Source organism: Methylorubrum subtropicum (genome assembly GCF_038442325.1).
GTDB lineage: Bacteria > Pseudomonadota > Alphaproteobacteria > Rhizobiales > Beijerinckiaceae > Methylobacterium > Methylobacterium subtropicum.
Window position 1 is genome coordinate 135,877 of the sequence record NZ_JBBXMW010000008.1, and the last position, 20,863, is coordinate 156,739.

A 20,863-nucleotide genomic window follows, 5' to 3' on the forward strand; every position below is an offset into this window, starting at 1 on the left:
TCACCCCCCTGCCCCGAAGGTCTGGCCCGCCGCCCCGGCGAAATGCTCGGCCACGGGGCCGAGGGCGAGCGAGGGGAAGAAGGTCAGCCCGCCGACGATCAGGATGACGCCGACCAGAAGGCCGACGAACAGCCCGCTATCGGTCGGGAAGGTGCCGGCCGAGGCCGGGACCGTCTTCTTGGCCGCCAAGGCGCCGGCCAGCGCCAGGGCCGGGACGATGACGAGGAAGCGGCCGGCCAGCATGCCGAAACCCAAAGCCACGTTGTAGAACGGGGTGTTGCCCGAGAGCCCGCCGAAGGCCGAGCCGTTGTTGGCCGCCGCCGAGGTGAAGGCGTAGAGGATCTCGGAAAAACCGTGCGGGCCGGCATTGGCGGGCCCCGCGAGGCCGGCGGGGATGACGGTGGCGAGCGCGGTGGGCCCGAGCATGGCGGCGGGCAGGCACAGGACGGCGAGCATCGCCATCTTGACCTCGCGGGCCTCGATCTTCTTGCCGAGATATTCCGGCGTGCGCCCGACCATCAGGCCGGCCACGAACACCGCCACCACGACGAAGACCAGCATGCCGTAGAGGCCCGCGCCGACGCCGCCGACGATGATCTCGCCGAGCTGCATGTTGATGAGCGGGATCAGGCCGCCGAGCGCCGTGAACGAGTCGTGCATGGCGTTGACCGCGCCGCAGGAGGCGGCCGTCGTCACCACCGCGAACAGGGCGGAAACCGAGATGCCGAAGCGGACCTCCTTGCCCTCCATATTGCCGCCGGTCAGGCCGAGCGCGTTCAGCACCGGGCTGCCGGCCGCTTCCGCGGCGTAAGTCACGGCGACACCGGCGAGGAACAGCACGCCCATGGCGGCCAGGATCGCCCAGCCCTGGCGCTCGTCGCCGACCATGCGGCCGAACACGTTGGTGAGCGCCGCACCCACCGCGAAGATCGTCACCATCTGGACGAGGTTGGCGAGCGCCGTTGGGTTCTCGAACGGATGGGCGGCGTTGGCGTTGAAGAAGCCGCCGCCGTTGGTGCCGAGCATCTTGATGGCGACCTGGCTCGCCACCGGCCCGACCGCGAGGGTCTGGCGCGCGCCCTCCAGCGTCGTCGCATCGACCGTGGCTTCGAGCGTCTGCGGCATGCCCTGCCAGACGTAGAACAGGGCCAGACCGAGCGAGAGCGGCAGGAGGACGTAGAGGGTGGCGCGGGTCAGATCGACGAAGAACGAGCCGACCGTGCCGGTCGAGGCGCGGGCGAAGCCCCGGATCAAAGCGAGGGCGAGGGCGATGCCGGTGGCGGCCGAGAGGAAGTTCTGGGTCGTCAGCCCGAGCATCTGCGAGAGGTGCGACAGCGTGGTCTCGCCGCCGTAGTTCTGCCAGTTGGTGTTGGTGACGAAGCTGACCGCGGTGTTGAAGGCCAGCTCCGGCGTCACCGCCGCCTGCCCGGCCGGGTTCAGCGGCAGAACCGCCTGCAGCCGCAGCAGGCCGTAGAGCAGCACGAAGCCGAGCGCGTTGAACACCAAGAGCGCCAGCCCGTAGCCGAGCCAGCCCTGTTCCTGGCGCGCGTCGATGCCGGCGAGCCAGTAGAGCCCGCGCTCGACCGGAGCGAGCACGGGCGAGAGGAGGGTGGGGGCCCCGGTGAAGACGCGGGTCATGTAGAGCCCGAGCGGTTTCACCAGCGCCAGCACGATCGCGCCAAACAGCGCGACCTGAATCCAGCCGTCGAGAGTCATGGGAAACGATCCGTCGCGCCGCTCAGAACCGCTCGGGGCGGACGAGGGCGACCGTGAGGTAGACGAGGAGCCCGGCCGTCACGAAGGCGCCGAGGGCGAGGTCGAGGGTCATGGAAAAAACCCTCTAAAGACGCGCGCAGAGCGCGGTGTAGCCCGCGGCGAGCCCGAAGAAGGCGAGGCCGGCAGCGATCAGGACGAGGTCGAGCATGGCGGTTCGGTCCGTTCGGCGAGAGGCGCCGAGGCCCGGATCAGGCCGCCAAACCGCGTGAGGGTTCGAGGGGGAAAGGCGGCCCCCCGCATAAGGATCGCATCAGGATCGGCCGGGGAGGGGTGTTTTTGGAGCGCCGAGGCGTTCCCCTCCCCACGGATCTCGGGCTTGCCCGAGATCCGCACCTTGCTTGCCCAGATCGGGCAAGCCCGATCTGGGTGGGGAGGGGTCAGGGGTGGGGGTCGGGCAGACGGCACCACTCACGCTCGATCCTGCACCACCCCCACCTCCTACCTCCTCCCCGCAAGGGGGAGGAGACGTACGCGATCCTGATCGCGGGGCGTGCGCGAGAAGGGCTGGATGAGGCCCGCAACGGGGAGCCCAGCCCGCACTAGAGCCGTTCGCATAAGATATATTATGGAACTACAGGCCGTCTTCAGGCCGTCCGGACCCTCTCATGGTTAATTCCGTTAACCATAACCCCATCGCATTTTATCGAATTCCGCCAGGGAATCGGATCGGTTCGGCCCGATGATGCCCGCACGGATCGCCCGTCGATCCGGCACGAAATTGCATCCCGCCCCCTCTGGCGGCAAAATCGTGCATAACGTATCCAATTCGGGCTCTGGTGGCGGCGCGACCCTCGCAATCGTCACATTTCCCGGGCAACACGGCCGAATCGATGAACCCGCTCAAGCGTTTCGCCATGTCGTTCCGCCTGCTCCCCGGACTGCTGTCGATCGCCGTGCTGGCGGCCGGCCCGGTGCGCGCCCAGCCCGACGCGCCGCCGGTCACCGGCGCGGTCGTGCAGGAACGCCCAGTCGAACGGGTGCCGGCCAAGCTCGCCCGGCTCGCTTCGCTGCTGGGGCATGACGGCGACGTGCGGATCGTGGCGTTCGGCTCGTCCTCGACGGAAGGGGCGGGCGCGTCCTCGCCGGCCATGGCCTACCCTGCCCTGCTGGAGCGCGACCTCGAGGAGCGGCTGCAGATCGGCGCGTCGAGCCGGCGCTCCATCACCGTGATCAACCGCGGCAAGGGCGGCGACACCTCCGAGGAGATGGCGGCACGCCTGGAGCGCGACGTGCTGGCCGAGCGGCCCGACCTCGTGGTCTGGCAGACCGGCAGCAACGACCCCTTGCGCGGCGTGCCGGTGGAGCGCTTCGTCGAACTGACCCGCGAGGGGCTCCGGGCGATCCGCGCCACCGGGGCCGACGTGGTGCTGATGGACCAGCAATGGTGCCGCAAGCTCTCCGGCGTCGACGGCGCCGAGCGCTACGGCGAGGCCCTCCACGCGCTCGCCGCCGAACTCGGCGTGCCGGTGATCCGCCGCCGCGCCCTGATGCAGTCCTGGGTCACCCACGGCCTGATGACGCCCGCGCAGATGATCGGCCCCGACGGCCTGCACATGACGGATGCCGGCTACCGCCAGCTCGCCAAGGCGGCCGCCGCCCAGATCCTCGTCGGCGCCGGCCTGATCCAGCCCTCGCTCGCCCGGAACTGAGCGGGAGGAGGGGTCTCTTTCCAAGGGGCCACCGAAGCCCCCTCCCCGCCCATCATGCCCCACACCGAACTGACCGAGGCGGCGCTGGCCGCCTTCCTCGACGCGTTCTACGCAAAGGTCCGGCGCGACCCGCTGATCGGGCCGGTGTTCGCGGGAAAAATCCCGGACGCGGACTGGCCGCACCACATGGCGCGGGTGACCGATTTCTGGTCCTCGGTGCTGCTCAGGACCGGCCGCTACAAGGGCAACCCGTTCGGCCGCCATATGGGTATCGCGGGTCTCGCCCCGGACCATTTCGCCCGCTGGCTCGGCCTGTTCGAGGCGACGGCGGCGGAGTTCTTTTCGCCGGAACTGGCTGAGGAAATCGTCGGGCGGGCGCACCGGATCGGCGACAGTCTCAAGGCGGGGCTGTTCTTTCGGCCCGATCTCGCGGGCGTGCGGGCGTGAGGTGAGACGCCGACGCGCCGGCCCGTCCCACCCCTGCCCTCATCCTGAGGTGCCGCAGCGAAGCGGAGGCCTCGAAGGAGGGCTCCAGAAGTCTCCGCGATCCCTGGAGCCCTCCTTCGAGGCCGCTGACGCGGCACCTCAGGATGAGGGGGTGGGGTGGGAGAAACCAGGCAGGCCGGTGCTCTCAGAGATCCACCGACACGCTCAACCCGTCATGCGCCGGCACCACCCCCGGCGGCAGCTTCTTCGCCAGCGTCGCGTAGTCGAGGTCGGTGTGGAGGTTGGTCAGGATCGCGCGGCGCGGCGCGACGTCCTCGATCAAGGCGAGCGCGTCCGAGACCGAATAGTGCGACGGGTGAGGGGTCTCGCGCAGTGCATCGATAATGAGCAGATCGAGGCCGCGCAGCATCGCCTTGGCGGGCTCCGGCATCAGGCTCACGTCGGGGGCGTAGGCCGCGGGGCCGAAGCAGAAGCCGTGGGCGGCCTCGTTGCCGTGCTCCATCCAGAAGGCCACCGCCTCGATCGGGCCGCCCGCGCCGTCGATCCGCACCGGCTCGCCCGCGCGCAGCTCGTGCAGATCGAGGATCGGCGGGTAGGCGCTGCCCGGCGGGGTCTCGAAGGCGTAGCCGAACCGGGCCGTCAGCAGGGTCCGGGTGAGGGGGTCGGCGTGGACCGGGATGCGGCGGCGCATCTGGATCACCAGCGGGCGCACGTCGTCGATGCCGTGGGTGTGGTCGGCATGCGCGTGGGTGTAGAGCAGGGCGTCGAGGCTGGTGACACCCGCGTCGATCAGCTGCTCGCGCAGGTCCGGCGAGGTGTCGATCAGCACCGTGGTCGGCGCCCCCTCCCCTGCTTCGCGCCGCTCGACCAGCAGCGAGCAGCGGCGGCGGCGGTTGCGCGGGTCGGTGGGATCGCAGGCGCCCCAGCCGGAGCCGACCCGCGGCACGCCGCCGGACGAGCCGCAGCCGAGGATGCGCAGTGTCAGGCTGGCCATGCGCCCTCCCGGCCCGCCATCGCGTGGCCCGGCGTCATGCAGCGACTCCATCGAGCGCCGCAGCTTTTGAGAACAGCCGGTAGAAGTTGCCCGTGGTGAGCTTGGCAAACTCCTCGAACGGCAGGTCGAGGGTACGCGCCAGCACGCGGGCGGTGTCGGCGGTGTAGGCGGGCTCGCAGCGCTTGCCCCGATGCGGCTCCGGCGCCAGGAACGGCGCGTCGGTCTCCACCAGGATTTTTTCGCGCGGGATGGAGCGAGCAATATCGCGGAGAGCGTCCGAGCGGCGGAAGGTGACGATGCCGGAGAACGACACGTAGAGCCCCAGCTCCACCCCGACCTGAGCCAGCCGCGCGCCCGACGAGAAGCAGTGCAGCACCGCCCGGAACGGCGCGCGGACCATCTCGTCGATCAACACCGCCTCCATATGGGCGTCGGCGTCGCGGGAATGGATCACCAGCGGCAGATCCGAGAGGCGGGCGGCCTCGATATGGGCGCGCAGCACCCGCTCCTGCACGGCCTCGGGCGCGGCGTCCTCGTAATGGTAGTCGAGCCCGGCCTCGCCGATGCCGACGCAGCGCGGAGCGTCGGCCAGGGCCGCGATTCTGTCCGCCGGCACGTCCGGCTCCTCGGCGGCCCCGTGCGGATGGGTGCCGATGGTGTACCAGACGGCGGGGTTGGCCTCACTGATCGCCCGGTAGGTGTCGGCCTTGGCGACCCGCGTCGAGATGGTGACGAGCCGCGTTACCCCCGCCGCCGCCGCGCGGGCGACGACGCCGGGAACATCCTCGGCGAAGTCGGGGAAATCAAGATGGCAGTGGCTGTCGACCAGCATGGATTCTTTTGATCGGGGTAGGGGGCAGGAAGGTCGAGGCCGTCAGGCCGCGGCCTCCGGCTTCTCGAAACGCGGGAAGATCGGGGTCGGTGCCGGCAGCGCCGTGCCCGGTACCAAGCGGTGGGCCTCGTCGGCGAAGGCGAAGGTCCGCGTATCCGCCGGCACGGCGAGCAGGTCGAGGAGCGCGGCGCCCGCACTCGGCACGAAGGGCTGCACCATCAGGCCGACCCGGCGCAGGGTCTCGACCGTGACGTAGAGCACGGTCGCCATCCGGGCGGGGTCGGATTTTCGCAACTTCCACGGCTCCTCGCCCGCGAAGTAGCGGTTGGCGTCGGCCACCACGGTCCAGATCTCGGACAGGATGGTGTGGAGCGCCAGATCGCGCATCAGCCCCCTCGCCTTCCCGGGCAGCGCGGCGGCGGCGGCGAGCAGCCGCGTGTCCGCGTCCGAGAAGGCGCCCGGCTCCGGCACGGCCCCGTCCAGATTCTTGGCGATCATCGAGAGCGAGCGCTGGGCGAGGTTGCCCAGATCGTTGGCGAGGTCCGCGTTGATGCGGTTGATGATCGCCTCATGGCTGTAATTGCCGTCGCCGCCGAACGGCACCTCGCGCAGCACGAAATAGCGCAGGGCATCGACGCCGTAGGTCTCGGCCAGATCCATCGGATCGACGACGTTGCCGAGCGACTTCGACATCTTCTCGCCGCGCGACAGCAGGAAGCCGTGGCCGAACACGCGCTCCGGCACCGGCAGCCCCGCCGACATCAGGAAGGCCGGCCAGTAGACGGCGTGGAAGCGGACGATGTCCTTGCCGATCACGTGCACGTCCGCGGGCCAGAAGCGGAACCGCGGGTCGGTCTCGTCGGGGAAGCCGCAGACGGTGAGGTAGTTCGTCAGGGCATCGACCCAGACATACATGACGTGGGCGGGATGCCCCGGCACCGGCACGCCCCAGTCGAAGGTGGTGCGGCTGATCGAGAGGTCCTTGAGGCCCGAGCGCACGAAGCTCGCGACCTCGTTGAGCCGCGTCTCGGGGCTGAGGAAATCCGGCCGCTCGGCATAGAGCGCGAGCAGCTTGTCTTGATACTTCGACAGGCGGAAGAGGAAATTCTCCTCCTCCATCCATTCCACCGGCGTGTCGGTCTTGATCGAGCGGCGGTTGCCGTCGGGGCCGACGACCGTCTCGGCCTCGTCGTAATAGGCCTCGTCGCGCACCGAGTACCAGCCGGCGTACTTCGCCAGATAGATGTCGCCGTTCGCTTCCATCCGCCGCCACAGCTCCTGGGCCGCGGCGTAATGGTCGGCCTCGGTGGTGCGGATGAAGCGGTCGTAGGCGCAGTTGAGGCGGTCGGCCATCGCCTTGAAGCGCCCGGCCATGTCGTCGACGAAGGCGCGCGGGCTGATCCCGGCTCTCGCCGCGGTCTGCTGGATCTTGAGGCCGTGCTCGTCGGTGCCGGTGGAGAACAGCACGGCGCGCCCGTCGAGGCGCTGGAACCGCGCGATCGCGTCGGTGGCGATCACCTCGTAGGCGTGGCCGATATGCGGCGCGCCGTTGGGGTAGGAGATCGCCGTGGTGATGAGGAAGGGTTTTTCCGGCGTCTCGCTCACGTGTCGATGGTCCCGGTCGGTTCGAGCATGGGCTTGAAAGGCCTTGTGGCGCGCATCGTTGCGCGGCGCAACCGAGCCCGGCCGCGGGCCCGGGTGTCGCGGAAATTCCGAGCCTCGATCCCGGCCTCGGGCGGGAAAGGCCCGGTCCGCACGATTGCGGCCATGTTTCCCGGTATGGCTGCGCACGAACCCGCCGGTCCGCCGGGATGCACGCCATGATCCGCACGCCATGATCGCCCGCCTCGTCCGAGGGTTGCCCAGACCGCTGCGCGCGGCCCCGCTCGCGCTGCCGGCCGGGCTCGTGCCCGGCCTCGCGCCCGCCGCCGCGCCGGCGCGCGCCGCGGCGGGCCTGTCCAACATCCAGGCCCTGCGCGGGCTCGCCGCGCTGAGCGTGCTCGTCCACCACGCGGCGTTCTACGCGCAGTTCCTGCGCGGCGCCGAGCGGCCGTTCCCCGGCCTCGACGCCGCGTTAGGGCTGTGGGGCGTGGCGGTGTTCTTCGCGATCTCCGGCTTCCTGATGGCCGGGCTCGTCGTGCGCGACCGGCCGCTCGCCTTCCTGGCCCACCGGATCGTGCGGATCTTTCCGACCTATCTCGCGGTGGTGGCCCTGTTCGCCGGGCTGTTCGCCGCCCTCGGCCTGACCTTCGGCGGGCTCAAGCCGCTCGCCCTGTCGCTCGCCCCGGCCGGGCCGCGCAGCTACCCGCTCAACGTCGAGTGGACGCTGGTCTTCGAGACGAGCTTCTATGTCGGCCTGTTCGTCGTGGCCGTGGCCGGGCTCGCCCACCGGATCGTGCCGCTGGCGCTCGGCTGGCTCGGGCTCATCGCGGCGGCGACCCTGCTGCTGCCGCGGGGCGCGATCGACCTCACCGCGCCGCCGCTCTACGCGCTGGCTCTGTCGGGCGCCTGCATCCCCTTCGCGGGCGGCCTGCTCCTGCCCCGCCTGATCGCGAGCGGCCGGCTGACCCCTTCGCTGGGCCTGCTGGCGCTGCCGCTCGGGGCGGCCTGCCTGCTGGTCGAGACCGAGGCGGCGCGCTGGCTCGGCGGTGCCGCGGCGGTGCTGCTCGTCGGCGCCGCCGCCGCGGGCCGGCAGATGCAGGCCAGAAACCCCCTGTCGCGGGCGGCGCTCGCGCTCGGGGATTGGAGCTACGTGCTCTATCTCGTCCACGTGCCGGTGCTGTGGCTCGCCGCCGCGCTGCTGCCCGGCTCCGGCCTCGCCTACGGGCTGGCGGGCATCGCCGCCTCGCTCGGGGTCGCGGCCCTGCTCGGCCCCCTCGACGTCGCGCTCTACCGGCGCCTGCGCCGCCGCATCGACGCGACCGCGCCGCGCGCCCTGCGCCGGGGCCTGAGCCTCTACCTCGCGGTCTTCCTCGGTTGCGCCGCCTGGGGCAGCGTCGAGACCGCCCGGAACGACCGGCAGGAGAGCCGGGCGCGTGCCGCGCTGGCCGCCCTGCCGCCGGAGAGCTGGGCGAGCCGGACGCTCGCCGAATCCGCGCTGTCCGGCCGCGGCCTCGCCCTGCCGGCCTCCCTGCGCGGGGAACTGGAGGCGATCGAGACGCTCTCGCCGACCGACATCGTGGTGAGCGCCTTCGCCTTCGATCCCGAGCGACCGAAGCTCGAGACGATGCTCGCCGTGTTCTGCGACGGGCGGCTCGTCGGGCTCGACCGTCCGCGGCGCTACCGCAAGGACCTCGCCGCCCGGCCCGGCCTCGACGGCATCGCCCGGCGCCGGACCGGCTACCGGATGCGCCTGCCGCTCGCGGCCTGCCCGGCGGGCGCCGTCCCGCTCGGCGTGGCGATCGACGCGGACGGGCGCATGGCGGTGCTGCCCGGCACGGCGGGCCGTTGAGGCAACGGGCCGTGGGGCCTCAGCGCCCCGCCGCGGCCAGCGTCTCGAACGCCGCCAGCACCAGCGGGCGGCGGTCGAGGTTGTAGATCGCGGCCTCGCGGGCGGCGGACGCGATGCGCTCGGCGGCCTCGACGAGCGCCAGGAGCCGGGCCGGGCCCTCGCCCTGGCGGCGGTCGATCTCGGCGGCGACGTGGCGCTGGATCGCGTCGAGGACGGCGGTCAGCAGGGGCTCGGCGTCGCGGCCCGCCAGACTCTCGCCGAGCTTGAGCACGCGCCGCCAGTCCGGATCAGGCAGGCCGGCGAGCAGGCTCGACACCTCCGCCTCGATGGCTTGCGTCGCCGGATCGAGCAGGGCGACGGCGCGGGCCACCGAGCCCTCGCAGAGCGCGGCGGCGCGGGCGAGCGCCGCCGGCTCGGGCCGGGGGAAGGGGGCCTGGAAGCCCTCGATGACGCTGCGCACCTGCTCGTCCGCGAGCGGACGCAGGGTGAGCGCGCGGCAGCGGGAGCGGATCGTCGGCAGCAGCCGCCCCGGCGCGTGGGACACGATCAGGAAGATGGCGCGCGGCGGCGGCTCCTCGATCATCTTGAGGAGCGCGTTGGCGCTGTTGGCGTTCAGATCCTCGGCGCTGTCGACGATGCAGACGCGCCAGCCCCCCTCCCCGCCCGCGGTGGTGGCGAACAGCGCCAGCGCCTCGCGGGCGGCATCGACCGAGATGCGGGTCGGCAGGGTCTTGGCGCCCGGCGCCTGGACCCGGCGCAGCGCGACGAGGTTCGGATGCGACAGGGCCGCGACCTGACGCGCCGCCGGGTGCCCCTCGGGCAGGTCGAGCGTGTCGGACGCGGGCAGCGTGCGGGGATCGGCGACCAGCCGGCGGGCGACCCGGTAGGCGAGCGTCGCCTTGCCGATGCCGACGGGGCCGCCGATCAGCCACGCGTGATGGAGGCGGCCCGCCGCCAGCGCCTCGGCGAAGGCGCCTTGCGCCGCCGCGTGGCCGACGAGGCGGGTCTGCTCGCGGGGGCGCGGCACGTGGGCGAGGTCGCCGGCCTCGGCCTCCGAGACCGCGGGCGCCTCCTTGCGGGCGCGGCCTCCCTCAGGCGGCATGGTCGCGGTCCCCCGTCTCGCCCGGCAACAGGTCGGGGCGATGCGAGGCCACGGCCGCGCGGATCGCCGCCTCCACGGCCTCGGGGCCGGGGGAGGCGTCGATCACCCGGCAGCGCGCCGGCTCGGCCGCGGCGATGGCGAGGAAGGCCGAGCGCAGGCGCTCATGGAAACTCAACGCCTCCGCCTCGAACCGGTCCGCTCCCTCCCCGCCCCTGCGCCGGGCGCGGGCGAGGCCGGCCTCCGCGGGCAGATCGAGGATCAGGGTGAGGTCGGGGCGCAGGCCTTGAAGCGTCACCCGCTCCAGGCTGACGATCAGCGCCGGATCGAGCCCGCCCGCGGCGCCCTGGTAGGCGCGGGTGGAATCGGCGAAGCGGTCGCACAGCACGATCGCGCCCCGCGCCAAAGCCGGGCGGATCAGAGCATCGACGTGGTCGATGCGGGCGGCGGCGAACATCAGCGCTTCGGCGAACGGCCCGAAGGGTTTCGCCACGCCCCGCAGCAACGCCGCGCGATAGCCCTCGGCGCGCGGCGTGCCGCCGGGCTCGCGGGTGGTGACGACCTCGCGCCCGCTTGCCGTCCGCAGGGCGGCGGCGAGGCGCGCGATCTGGGTGGACTTGCCCGCCCCCTCCCCGCCCTCGAAGGTGATGAAGACGCCCCGCGGCGCATCGCTCGACATGGACAGCGGGCTAGCACAGGGTGGGCCGGCGGGACAGCGGAGGCGAGGGGGGCGCGCAACGCGAACCCTCTCCACCGTCATTCCGGGGCGCCGAAGGCGAACCCGGAATCCACGACTGGCCGCGACGGAGCAGCTTAAACCCGGCATCCCGCATCACGGGTGGATTCCGGGTTCCGCTCCGCGGCCCCGGAATGACGGCGGCGAGTTTGGAAATTCAGACGGCCGACCCCGTCGTCAGCCAAACCCGCATCGTCTCGAAGGTCGCGACGCCCGCCGCGAACGCCGCCTGCTCCTGGCCTGCGCCCAAACCGTCCAACCGCTCGCGAAACGCCCGCCACAGCGGCCCGGCCTCGCGACCGCGGCCGGCGTAGTAGGCGAGCGGCGTGCCCGCCCCGTGCAGGCCGCCGACATGGCGGCCGATGACGAGGCCGCCCAGCGTCGAGCCCTCCAGCACGTAGAGCGCGCCCATGGCCGCCCCCTCCCCCGCGAGCCGCGGGGCGAGCGGGGCCGGCAGGGCGGCGCGGGCGGCGTCGTCGAGGCCGAGGGCGGCAAGGTCGGCGTCGAGCGCGGCGAGACGGCGGCGCGGGGCGAAGAAGGCCTCGTCGGCGAGCGCCACGGCGATGGCGGGCTCGTAGGCGGCGTGGAAGCCGCGCAGCCGGGCCAGCAGGGCGCGGTAGCCGGGGAGCGTCGCCACCCGCTCCTGCCAGTCAAGGTCGCGTTCCAGCGCCTCGTGCGCCTCGGCCGTTGCGACGCGCAGGCGGGCGTGCAGGGTGTCGGGCTGGGTCAAGGAAACCCCGGCTCAAGCGTGGACGGTGAAGCAGGCGCCGCCCGCGTTCTCGGCCTCGAGCCGGGCGCCGATCTGCTCCAGCATGGCCCGCACCAGCTTCATCCCCAGCCCGGTGCCCTGGGCCCGGCCGCTCTCCCAGTCGGCGGGCATGCCGTCGCCGTCGTCGCAGACGGTGAGGCGCACGGCGCCCTCGCCGCGGGCCTCGTCGTCCTTCCGGCCCTTCACCGTCACGGTGATGTGCGCGCCCCTGTCGGGCCGGCCCGCATACTTGAACGCGTTGGTGACGAGTTCGGTGGTGATGAGCGAGAGCGCCACCGCGTGGCGATAGGGCACCATCAGCCCGGTCTCGGCGGTCATCGCGACGCTGTGCGCGTCGCCGGCCATGCCGGCGAGGTCGTCGCAGAGCGCCTGGATGGTCTGGCCGAGATCGACCTCCTCCAGGCTGTCGCCCTGGTACAGGCTGTCGTGGACGCGGGCCACGCTCATCACCCGCGCCGAGGTCTCGGAAAAGGCCTGCCGCGCGGCCGGATCGGCGATCTGGCGGCGCTGCATGTGCAGGAAGGCGGTGACGATCTGGAGCGAGTTCTTGACCCGGTGGTCGATCTCGCGGGTCAGCAGATCCTTCTGCTCCAGCAGGCGCTCCTTTTCGGCGAGCAGGCCGGTGAGTTCGGCGATCTTGCGGCGCTGGCGGAGCACCACGCCGTCGACGGCCTCGGCGAGCTGCTCGGCGAGATCGACGTTCCATGGCGCCCACGGGGCGGAATGGCCGCGCCGCTCCTCGACCCAGCGCTCGAACGAGCGCCGCGGCAGCACCGCTACCGGCCCGCTGCCGGGCAGGACGGGCTTGCGCGGGTCGCCGCCCCAGGTGACGACGCTCGGCATCTCCGGCTTGAACCACAGCAGCAGGTGACGCCGCTCGGCCCCGACGAAGACCGCGAGCAGGCCGCTCGCGGTCTCGGTATAGGCGGAGGCCGCCGCGTGGTGCAGCACCAGCGTGTCGGTGACGAAGCTGCGCGCCCCCGCGGGCAATTCGGCGCGCAGCCAACGGGCGAGCGCGCCGATTCCCGCCTCGCCCGGCGTCGCGCCCGCCTGCCAGACGGTGTCGTCGGAGACGATGGCCGCGCCGGTGGCGCCGAACAGGTCGATCAGGGCGGGATCGCCCTGCATCAGGGTGTGGGTGAAGTCCTCGGTGCGGGTCAGCCGCCGCACCAGCCGGCCCTGGATGTCGAGATGGTGCTGGCGCTCGCTCCACAGCGCCTTGCCCTCGATCTCCTGCACCCGCATGGCGAAGGCGTCGGTGAGCACGGTCGCCGCCGCGCGGGTCTCGGGCGCGACGTAGTGCGGGCGGCGGTGATGGCCGATCATCAGGCCCCAGAGCCGGTTCTCGACCATGATCGAGATCGACATCGAGCCGTCGACGCCGAGATTGCGCTGATATTCCAGATGGATCGGCGAGAGCGTGCGGTTCTGGGCGAAGGTGAGGTCGATCGGCGCGTTGCCCGCCGCGCGATCCGCCACCAGCGGCACCGGCACGCAGTCGCGGTCGATCACGAAGCGGCTCTTGGCCTTGGTGTAGAGCGCGCGCGCCTGGGCCGGGATGTCGGAGGCCGGAAAGCGCAGGCCGATCAGCGGGCGCTGCCAGTCCGGCACCATGTCCTCGGCGATGGCCTCGCCGTTCCAGTCGGAATCGAAGCGGTAGACCAGCACGGATTCGAAGCCGGTGACGGCGCGGATCTCGAGCGCGGCGATCTGCGCCGCCTCGGTCAGGCTTTCGGCGGCGCGCAGGCGCGCCATGGCGAGTTCGGTGTCGAGCGGGCTGGCCGACGCGAAATCCTCGGCCCGCTCGGGCGCGAGTTCGAGTTCGACGATGACCCGGCCGAGATGGACATGGGCGACGAGGTGGAAGTTTTCGCCACGCGGTGGGAGCGTGATGGTTCTACGCAGCCCGCGTCCGTCGGTGAGGCTGTGGGCGGCGATCCCGTCGCGGATGGCCGAGACGATATGCGCCGGCAGCACCGCGTCCAGGCGCTGCCCGGTCGGCGGGAACAGATCGGGCGGCAGCACGTCGCCCGCGTTGGCGCTGAAGGCCAGGATCGCGAAGGTGGCCGCATCGGCGGCCAGCATCACGGCGTTGGGCTGGATCGAGCCGGGAACGTGGATCGGCTCGCGCTCGCACAGGCCGGGATCGACCGGTTCGGCCCGGCTGCGGCGGGAAATTGCGGCCAGCACCGCCTCGCGCGAGGGGCCGGCGGCGATCTGCGCGAGCGGGTTGATCACGAGCCACGTGCGTCCGTCCGCGCCGGGCCGCAGATCGATGCGCGCGCGCAGCGGTGCGGGCAGGCGGCCGAACACGAACTCGAAGCTCTGGGGCCCCAGGCTGCCGCGCCGGGTCGCGAGGAAGCGGCCGTAGAAGCCCGGCACGCGGGCGCTCGGCACGAGTTCGCGGAAGTAGTTGCGCCCGATCATCCCTTCGGGCGCGAAGCCGCAGAGCATCGCCGCCGCCCGGTTGCAAGCGAGCACGGTACCGGTCGCGTCGAGGGCGAGGAGCCCCGCCTCGACCGCATCCCGCTCGGCCGCCGTCAGGGCGTCGAGATCGACGGGCGGGTCGATCGGGGCATGGTCCGCCCCGCTGGCGTGCATCTGGGACGGATCGACCATTATGCCGTCCGGTATGCCCGCGGCGCGCCCGTTGCGCAATGCTCCGGCGGGCAGGATTCGGCGTTCGAGAACGGCCAAGCTGTTGTGCGCTCGGCGTTTTGTCGGGAACCACACAGAACGCGCATGCCGGACCGACCCGCCTCCCGCGGCTCCCGCTCCCCGCCGGCCGAACAGGGTCGGACGGGGTGGGCTTCGGAACCTTAACGGTTGGGAGGGGTGGATCGTTCATCCGCTCGGGCGGGGGATGGGTTCGGATGTGACCGGCTGCCCCTTTCGGATGCCGCCGCGAGGAGGCGCGAGCGAGGCAGCCACCCCCTCTCCCCGCGTGCGGGGAGAGGGTCGCGACGACCCTGTCGTCGTCGCGACAAGCGGTAGCGGCGGTGAGGGGGCTTGCCCGGATGAGACTCCTGCGGACAAGCCCCCTCACCTTCGGCTGCCGCCTCGCTTCGGCGACGACAAGGTCGCCGAAGCCTTCTCCCCGCGCGGCGGGGCGAGGGGATGCGCGGCGCCGGAGAGACCGACCGGACGCGCGATCAGCCGTCCCCCTCGATCAGGTTCGCCAGCGCCGTATCCAGTGCCTCCTCCAGCGTCGGGTGGTAGAACGGGCGATCCCGAAACGTCTTCGCGTCGAGCCCGTCCTGCACCGCGTGGGCGACCAAGTGGGCGAGGTGCTCGACCTCCGGGCCGATCATCTCGGCGCCGACGAGGCGCCCGTCCGGTTCGGCGTAGAGCCGGATACCGCCCTGCGCCCGGTCCATCACGCGGGCGCGGCCCTGGTCGCAGAAATCCACGCGGCCGACGCGGTGACCCGCCTCCCCGTCGAAGCCGCCGCCGATGCTGGCGATCTGCGGCTGGCTGAACACCATGGCGAGCATGACCCAGCGCTCCGGCCGCTCGACGCCCTCGCCCGCGGCGAGGCGGGCGGCGTTGCGTCCGGCGATCCGGCCCTGGCGGCTCGCCTCGTGCAGGATCGGCCGGTCGGCGTTGGCGTCGCCCGCGATGAACAGGGCGGTCCCCTCGCAACGCTGGGAGCGGGGATCGAAGGCGGGGCTGCCGCGCTCGTCGAGCGTCGCGCCGGTCTCTCCCAAGCCGAGGCCGTGGACGTTCGGCGGGCGGCCCGCGGCGGAGAGCACGCGGGTGAAGTGCCCCGAGCCGCCCTTCCACGACAGGCGCACGCCCTCGCCGTCCGGCTCGCCGGCCTCGACTTCCGTGCCGAGACGGAGATCGAAGGCCTGCGAAAAAATCTCGCGGCCGGCGCGCGACAAGTCGGGGTCGCGCAGGCCGCCTAGGCTGTCGCCGGGATCGAACACGCTGACCCGTACGCCGAGCCGGGCCATGGCTTGCGCGAGTTCGAGCCCGACCGGGCCGGCGCCGAGCACGGCGAGCGAATCCGGCAGGTCCTCGATCTCGAACACGGTATCGGTGGTGAGCACCCGGTCGCCCAGGTCCCGCAGCGGCTTCGGCACACTGGGGCTCGATCCGGTGGCGATCACCGCCACCTTGAAGCGCAGGCGGGTGTGGTCGTCGATGCGCAGCGTCTCCGGCCCCTCGAACACGGCCCGGCCGGTGAGGCGCGTGTCCGCGGGCAGATCGTCGAGCCCCTGGAAGACGGAGCCGACGAAGTCGTCGCGGAAGTGTCGCATCCGCTTCAGCACCGCCGGCCCGTCCACCCGCACCCCTTCGACGCGCACGCCGAACACGTCGGCGTGCCGCGCCGCATGCGCCGCCTCGGCCGCCGAGATCAGGAGCTTGGAGGGCATGCAGCCGACCCGGGCGCAGGTAGTGCCGCCCGGTCCCTGCTCGATCAGTACCGAGCGGGCGCCCTCCTTCAGCGCGGCGCGGTGGGCGGCGATGCCCGCCGTGCCGGCGCCGATCACCGCCACGTCGCAATCGATCTCGCGCATTCGCTCAGGCCGCCATGGTCAGGACGGCGCCGCCATCGACCCGCAGGTTCTCGCCGGTGATGAAGCTCGCCTGCTCGGAGCACAGGAAGGCGACCGCGGCGGCGACCTCCTCCGCCCGACCCCGCCGCTTGGCGACCATGCCGGGGCGCTTCTCCTCCAGAAAGCTTTTGATCGCCTCGTCGAACGAGACGCCGAGTTCCTCGGCCCGCTTCTCCATCATAGCGTCGGTCATCGGCGTGGCGACGAAGGCCGGCGCCACCGAGTTCACCAACACGCCGTCCGGCCCGTAGGCCTTGGACAGGCCCTTGGTGAGGTTCATCAATCCGGCCTTGGCGGCGCAGTAGGGCAGTTCCTCGACATAGGGCTGCACCGCGTCCTCGGAGGTGAAGAACACGATCCGCCCCCAACCCGCCTCGCGCATGCCGGGGATGAAGGCACGCGCCGTGCGCACCGCCGCCATCAGGTCGGCCTGGATGGTCGAGAGCCAGCCGTCGTCGTCGATGTCGAGGAAGTCGCCGGTGGCGCCCGTGACGCCCGCGGCGTTGACGAGGATCGTGGGCTTCACGTCGAACGCCGTGTCGGCGAAGTCGCGCAGCTTCAGCGCGCCCTCGTTGGACGACAGGTCCGCTTGACAGGCCTTCACCGCGCCGAGCGCGGAGAGACGCTCGGCGGCCTCCTGCAGCTCCTTCTCCTTCACGTCGGAGAGGACGATGCGGACGCCCTCGCGCAGGAGGAATTCCGCGCTGGTGTAGCCCATGCCGGAATCGCCGCCGGTGATCACCGCGACGCGGCCGCTGATACCGAGATCCATGGGGGTGTCCTTCCTGGGCGGGCGCCGACGCGACTGGCCTTCGTGAGATGCGCGGGCCAACGGGAGGCGTTTGCGATCGTTCCGCCCGCGTCCGCCGCTGCGGCGATCCGACCGGGATGGGGCATGCGGATTTGCCCGTGATCGGCGCGCGGCGGTAAAGTCCGGGCGAAGCAGGAGGGCGTGACGATGAGCGAGACGGGAACCGGCGCGCTGCCGCCGACGCGGGGCGGCGTGGTCGCCTACCTCACGGTGGACGGGGCGATGCGGGCCTCGGAGTTCTACAGACAAGCCTTCGGGGCCGAGGTGGCCGCCGCGATCCCACCCGACGAGAAGGGGCGGACGATGCATGTCCACCTCTATCTCAACGGCTCGTCGCTGATGCTCTCGGACGCCTTTCCCGAATACGGTCACCCGCTCCAGCCGCCGCAATCCTTCAGCCTGATGCTGCCGGTGGACGACATCGCGACGTGGTGGGACCGGGCGGTCGCGGCCGGCGCCACGGTGGTGATGCCGTATCAGGAGATGTTCTGGGGCGACGTCTACGGGCAGTTGCGCGACCCGTTCGGGGTCACCTGGGCGATGAACCAGTCGAAGCGCCCGGCCTGAGTTTTCGCAGGAGCCTCCGCATGATCGAGGACACCGACGATCCCCGCGACCTCGTCCTGACTCGCCTGATCCCGGTGCCGCGGCGCGCGCTGTGGCGGTGCTGGACCGAGCCGGACCTGCTCAGGCAATGGTTCGCCCCGAAGCCCTACACGACGCCGGTGGCCGAACTCGACGTGCGGCCGGGCGGGGCGAGCCTGATCGTGATGCGCAGCCCCGAGGGGCAGGACATGCCCAATCCGGGCGTCTACCTGGAGGTGGTGCCGGAGGAACGCCTCGTCGTCACCGACGCCTACACGAGCGCCTGGGTGCCCTCCCCCAAGCCGTTCCTGACCGTGATCCTCACCTTCGCGGACGAGGCCGGCGGCACCCGCTACACCGCGCGGGCCCGCCACTGGACGCCCGAGGACCGCGACGCCCACGAAAGCATGGGCTTCCACCAGGGCTGGGGCCAATGCGCCGACCAACTGGAGCAACTGGCCAAGAGACTGGTCTGACCTCAAGTCGAGGTTTCGAAAGGACGAGTCCTTTCGCGGGTCCAGGGCGGAGCCCTGGTCTTGGTGGGAAGCCGGGGCTCTGCCCCGGCGCCCCGCCAAAGGACTCGTCCTTAGGGATCCTGGACTTAGGCCGGCTCGACGCGGTAGCGCAGCCACACCGTGCCGTCGTCGAAGGGCTCGCAGGCCGTGCGGGTGAGGCGCAGGCGCGATCCCATCGAGTCGGTTTCCTCGCCGTCGAAGTCGAACAGGGCCGGCGTGCCGAACACGCCGTCGACGGCGGGTGCCAAGAGCAGGCTCAGTTCGTCGATCAGCCCGGCCTTCAGGAGCGAGCCGTTGATGCGCCCGCCGCCCTCGATCAGCAGCCGCTCGATGCCGAACAGCGCCTTCAGCTTGCGCAGGGCCAGCGCGAAATCGACCTCCCGCTCGCCCGCGACGATGTAGGACTGGCCCCCGGCCCGGAGCCGGCGCAGGCGGTCGTCGGAGGCCTGCCCCGTCGTCACCACGACGACGTGGTCGCCGGTGATGTCGTTGCGCGCGCCCCAATCCATCGCGCCGCGGGCGTCGAGGGCCACGGCGTAGCCGGCGGCGTCCCGCTTGGCGACGTGGTCCTCACGGGAGACCGGCTCGTCGGAGGGCGCCTCGGCGAGCGGCTGCGCGCTGTCGGCGTAGCCCTGCATGGTGATGCGCCCGCACATCCAGGCGTCGCCCCCGAGCTTCCCGTGGACTTCCTCGTAGTGGGCGTCGGCATCGACCGTCTTCCAGCGCCGGACCTTGATGCGGCCGTCGACCGAGGTGGTCATGTGGCAGACGGTGTAGGGGCGATTCTGGGCGTGCTCGCTCATCGAAAGCCTGTTCGGTTCGGAATTTCCGTCCCGAACTAGGGCGGGCCGGGGCGATGTCCCTGCGCCGCCCGACCGCATCAGCTGCGGCGGCTGCTCATCCGGCCCGAGGACATGCCCTCGCAGCAGCAGCCCTTGCCCTTCATGTTCATGGCCGTGCGGCCCTTCATGTCCCCTTTGGCGCACATCGCGGCCTTGCCCTTGGAGCCGCCGCAGCAGCTCATCGCCATAGCGGGGGCCGCTCCCATCAGCGCGAGGGCGGTCGCGGCGGCAACGAGTGTCTTCACGGGGCTGTCTCCTGGGTCGTCCGCGCCCGGCGGCGCGGATCGGAAGGCTTTGCACCTTCCCACCGTGGCAAGGTCAACCCGCGATCCGCTGCTCCGGCAAAGCGGGGCGCTCGCGCATCGCGGCCCATTCGCGTCGCGCGGCCCGGGGCGCGGCGGCGTGACGGTGCGGGTGCGCCGTCATTTCGGCGGGCACGAGGATCGGGCGCGGATCGGCCTCGATCACCTGCTGGACGGTGGGGGCGACGCTGCGCTCCATGAAGGCGCGCATCAGCGGCACGATCTCGGCGCGGAAGCGCGAGCCGTTGAAGATGCCGTAATGCCCCGCCCCCGGCTGGAGATGGTAGGCCTTGGCATTCGCGGGCAGGTTCACGGCCAGCTCCAGCGCGGCCCTGGTCTGGCCGATGCCGGTGATGTCGTCCTTCTCGCCCTCGATCGCCATCAGGTGGCAGCGGCGGATCGCGCCGAGATCGACCCGCTGCCCACGATGCCGGAACACGCCGCGGGGCAGCTCGTGGTCGATGAACACGCGCTGGATGGTCTCGAGGTAGAACTCGGCGGTGAGGTCCATCACCGCGAGGTACTCGTCGTAGAAGGCGCGGTGCTTGGCCGCCGAATCGCCGTCGCCGCGCACGAGATGGTCGAACATCGCGTGGTGCGCGTCCGTATGGCGCTGCAGGTTCATGCCCATGAAGCCGGCGAGCTGCAGGAAGCCCGGATAGACGGCGCGACCCGCGCCCGGATAGCCCGGCGGCACGGTGTGGATGCAGTTCTTCTCGAACCACGCAAAGCCCTTCTCGGCGGCGAGCGCGTTGACCGCGGTCGGCGAGCGGCGGGTGTCGATCGGGCCGCCGATCACGGTGGCCGAGCGCGGCACCAGCGGGTTGTCCTCCGCCTCCATGCGGGCGATGGCGGCCAGCACCGCCACCGAGGGCTGGCACACGGCAGCGACGTGCAGATCGGGCCCGAGCGCCTCGAACAGCCGGATGCAGGTATCGACGTAGTCGTCGAGGCCGAAGCGGCCGGCGGCGAGCGGCACCTGCCGGGCGTCCATCCAATCGGTGATGACGACCTGATGGGTGGGCAGGAAGCCTTCGACCGTGCCGCGCAGCAGCGTGGCGTAGTGGCCCGACATCGGCGCGACGATCAGCAGCTTCGGGCGCGCGTCGAGTTCCGGACCGGGCTCGCCGAAGGCGACGGCGCGGCAGAACGGGCTTTCCCAGACGATGCGCTCGGGCACGCCGAGATTGAACGCGGGCTTGGCGTAGACGCGGGTGGCGCGCTCGAACATCGTGCAGGATGCCGCCACCAGCCGGCCCTGCGGGGCGTAGGCGAGCGGGTTGAACGGGTTCTCGCAGGCGATCTTGGCGGCCTCGGCAGCCATGCGCATGGGCGCAAGCCACAGATGTCCGGCCTCGTAGAGAGGATACAGCAAGCGAGCACTCCCCGGAGCAGCTCGCAGACCCAAGCTGTCCTTATCTTCAGGTGGTGGGGGATTAAACTCACAGGGTTGCAGGAAGTTTCCTTTGATGAAGCGGGGCCTGGGGATAGCC

The 20,863-nt window shown here is 71.7% G+C and carries 19 protein-coding genes; 5 read left to right on the forward strand and 14 right to left on the reverse strand.

The window, feature by feature from the left end:
- Together kdpA and AAHG03_RS13270 are read right to left on the reverse strand one after the other, a co-directional pair.
- A complete protein-coding gene (gene kdpA, locus AAHG03_RS13265) occupies positions 1–1,716 on the reverse strand; it encodes a potassium-transporting ATPase subunit KdpA (protein WP_342151143.1) in 1,716 nt (571 codons plus the stop codon).
- A 22-nt stretch (positions 1,717–1,738) separates the two neighbouring features.
- Positions 1,739–1,828: a K(+)-transporting ATPase subunit F gene (locus AAHG03_RS13270; RefSeq protein ID WP_342151144.1), complete on the reverse strand. Its 90-nt coding sequence runs from the start codon at positions 1,826–1,828 to the stop codon at positions 1,739–1,741.
- Between the two features lie 802 nt (positions 1,829–2,630).
- Here AAHG03_RS13270 and AAHG03_RS13275 point away from each other — a divergent pair.
- A complete protein-coding gene (locus tag AAHG03_RS13275; RefSeq protein WP_342151235.1) occupies positions 2,631–3,425 on the forward strand; it encodes an SGNH/GDSL hydrolase family protein in 795 nt (264 codons plus the stop codon).
- A 54-nt stretch (positions 3,426–3,479) separates the two neighbouring features.
- On the forward strand, positions 3,480–3,872 hold the full coding sequence (locus tag AAHG03_RS13280; RefSeq protein ID WP_342151145.1) for a group III truncated hemoglobin: 393 nt from the start codon (positions 3,480–3,482) through the stop codon (positions 3,870–3,872).
- Between the two features lie 184 nt (positions 3,873–4,056).
- On the opposite strand, the gene AAHG03_RS13285 is transcribed toward AAHG03_RS13280, so the two are convergent.
- Genes AAHG03_RS13285 through metG form a run of 3 tightly spaced genes read right to left on the reverse strand, consistent with a single transcriptional unit; the run spans position 4,057 to position 7,303 of the window.
- Entirely contained in the window at positions 4,057–4,866 is an 810-nt protein-coding gene (locus AAHG03_RS13285) for an MBL fold metallo-hydrolase (RefSeq protein WP_342151146.1), read from the reverse strand.
- A gap of 34 nt (positions 4,867–4,900) precedes the next feature.
- The gene (locus tag AAHG03_RS13290; RefSeq protein ID WP_342151147.1) at positions 4,901–5,698 is read right to left on the reverse strand and encodes a TatD family hydrolase; all 798 of its coding nucleotides are present in this window, start codon (positions 5,696–5,698) and stop codon (positions 4,901–4,903) included.
- A gap of 42 nt (positions 5,699–5,740) precedes the next feature.
- Positions 5,741–7,303 (reverse strand): methionine--tRNA ligase, encoded by a 1,563-nt coding sequence (gene metG / locus AAHG03_RS13295; RefSeq protein WP_342151148.1) that lies wholly within the window; start codon positions 7,301–7,303, stop codon positions 5,741–5,743.
- Positions 7,304–7,532: 229 nt separating this feature from the next.
- On the opposite strand from metG, the gene AAHG03_RS13300 reads away from it, so the two are divergent.
- Positions 7,533–9,149 (forward strand): acyltransferase family protein, encoded by a 1,617-nt coding sequence (locus AAHG03_RS13300; protein WP_342151149.1) that lies wholly within the window; start codon positions 7,533–7,535, stop codon positions 9,147–9,149.
- A 19-nt stretch (positions 9,150–9,168) separates the two neighbouring features.
- Here the strand turns inward: AAHG03_RS13300 and AAHG03_RS13305 are convergent, their stop codons facing one another.
- The 6 genes from AAHG03_RS13305 to AAHG03_RS13330 all read right to left on the reverse strand — a co-directional run bounded on the left by AAHG03_RS13305 (position 9,169) and on the right by AAHG03_RS13330 (position 17,087).
- On the reverse strand, positions 9,169–10,251 hold the full coding sequence (locus AAHG03_RS13305; RefSeq protein ID WP_342151150.1) for a DNA polymerase III subunit delta': 1,083 nt from the start codon (positions 10,249–10,251) through the stop codon (positions 9,169–9,171).
- Positions 10,241–10,927 (reverse strand): dTMP kinase, encoded by a 687-nt coding sequence (gene tmk, locus AAHG03_RS13310; RefSeq protein WP_342151151.1) that lies wholly within the window; start codon positions 10,925–10,927, stop codon positions 10,241–10,243. The genes AAHG03_RS13305 and tmk overlap by 11 nt, the downstream gene beginning before the upstream one ends.
- Before the next feature lie 214 nt (positions 10,928–11,141).
- On the reverse strand, positions 11,142–11,714 hold the full coding sequence (locus AAHG03_RS13315) for a biliverdin-producing heme oxygenase (protein WP_342151152.1): 573 nt from the start codon (positions 11,712–11,714) through the stop codon (positions 11,142–11,144).
- Between the two features lie 12 nt (positions 11,715–11,726).
- The gene (locus AAHG03_RS13320; RefSeq protein WP_342151153.1) at positions 11,727–14,372 is read right to left on the reverse strand and encodes a histidine kinase dimerization/phosphoacceptor domain -containing protein; all 2,646 of its coding nucleotides are present in this window, start codon (positions 14,370–14,372) and stop codon (positions 11,727–11,729) included.
- 533 nt (positions 14,373–14,905) lie between these two features.
- Positions 14,906–16,276, reverse strand: coding sequence for a dihydrolipoyl dehydrogenase (locus tag AAHG03_RS13325; protein WP_342151154.1), 1,371 nt, complete (start codon positions 16,274–16,276; stop codon positions 14,906–14,908).
- Between the two features lie 4 nt (positions 16,277–16,280).
- On the reverse strand, positions 16,281–17,087 hold the full coding sequence (locus tag AAHG03_RS13330; RefSeq protein WP_342151155.1) for an SDR family NAD(P)-dependent oxidoreductase: 807 nt from the start codon (positions 17,085–17,087) through the stop codon (positions 16,281–16,283).
- A gap of 186 nt (positions 17,088–17,273) precedes the next feature.
- Between AAHG03_RS13330 and AAHG03_RS13335 the strand changes: the two genes are divergently transcribed.
- Together AAHG03_RS13335 and AAHG03_RS13340 are read left to right on the forward strand one after the other, a co-directional pair.
- Positions 17,274–17,693 (forward strand): VOC family protein, encoded by a 420-nt coding sequence (locus tag AAHG03_RS13335; RefSeq protein ID WP_342151156.1) that lies wholly within the window; start codon positions 17,274–17,276, stop codon positions 17,691–17,693.
- A gap of 23 nt (positions 17,694–17,716) precedes the next feature.
- Positions 17,717–18,187, forward strand: a complete 471-nt coding sequence (locus tag AAHG03_RS13340; RefSeq protein WP_342151236.1) for an SRPBCC family protein — start codon at positions 17,717–17,719, stop codon at positions 18,185–18,187.
- 125 nt (positions 18,188–18,312) lie between these two features.
- Here AAHG03_RS13340 and AAHG03_RS13345 read toward each other — a convergent pair whose 3' ends face one another.
- The 3 genes from AAHG03_RS13345 to AAHG03_RS13355 form a co-directional block, all read right to left on the reverse strand.
- Positions 18,313–19,029: a RibD family protein gene (locus tag AAHG03_RS13345; protein ID WP_342151157.1), complete on the reverse strand. Its 717-nt coding sequence runs from the start codon at positions 19,027–19,029 to the stop codon at positions 18,313–18,315.
- 77 nt (positions 19,030–19,106) lie between these two features.
- On the reverse strand, positions 19,107–19,313 hold the full coding sequence (locus AAHG03_RS13350) for a hypothetical protein (RefSeq protein WP_342151158.1): 207 nt from the start codon (positions 19,311–19,313) through the stop codon (positions 19,107–19,109).
- 73 nt (positions 19,314–19,386) lie between these two features.
- The gene (locus AAHG03_RS13355; RefSeq protein WP_342151159.1) at positions 19,387–20,745 is read right to left on the reverse strand and encodes a polyhydroxyalkanoate depolymerase; all 1,359 of its coding nucleotides are present in this window, start codon (positions 20,743–20,745) and stop codon (positions 19,387–19,389) included.
- Positions 20,746–20,863: the final 118 nt, after the last annotated feature.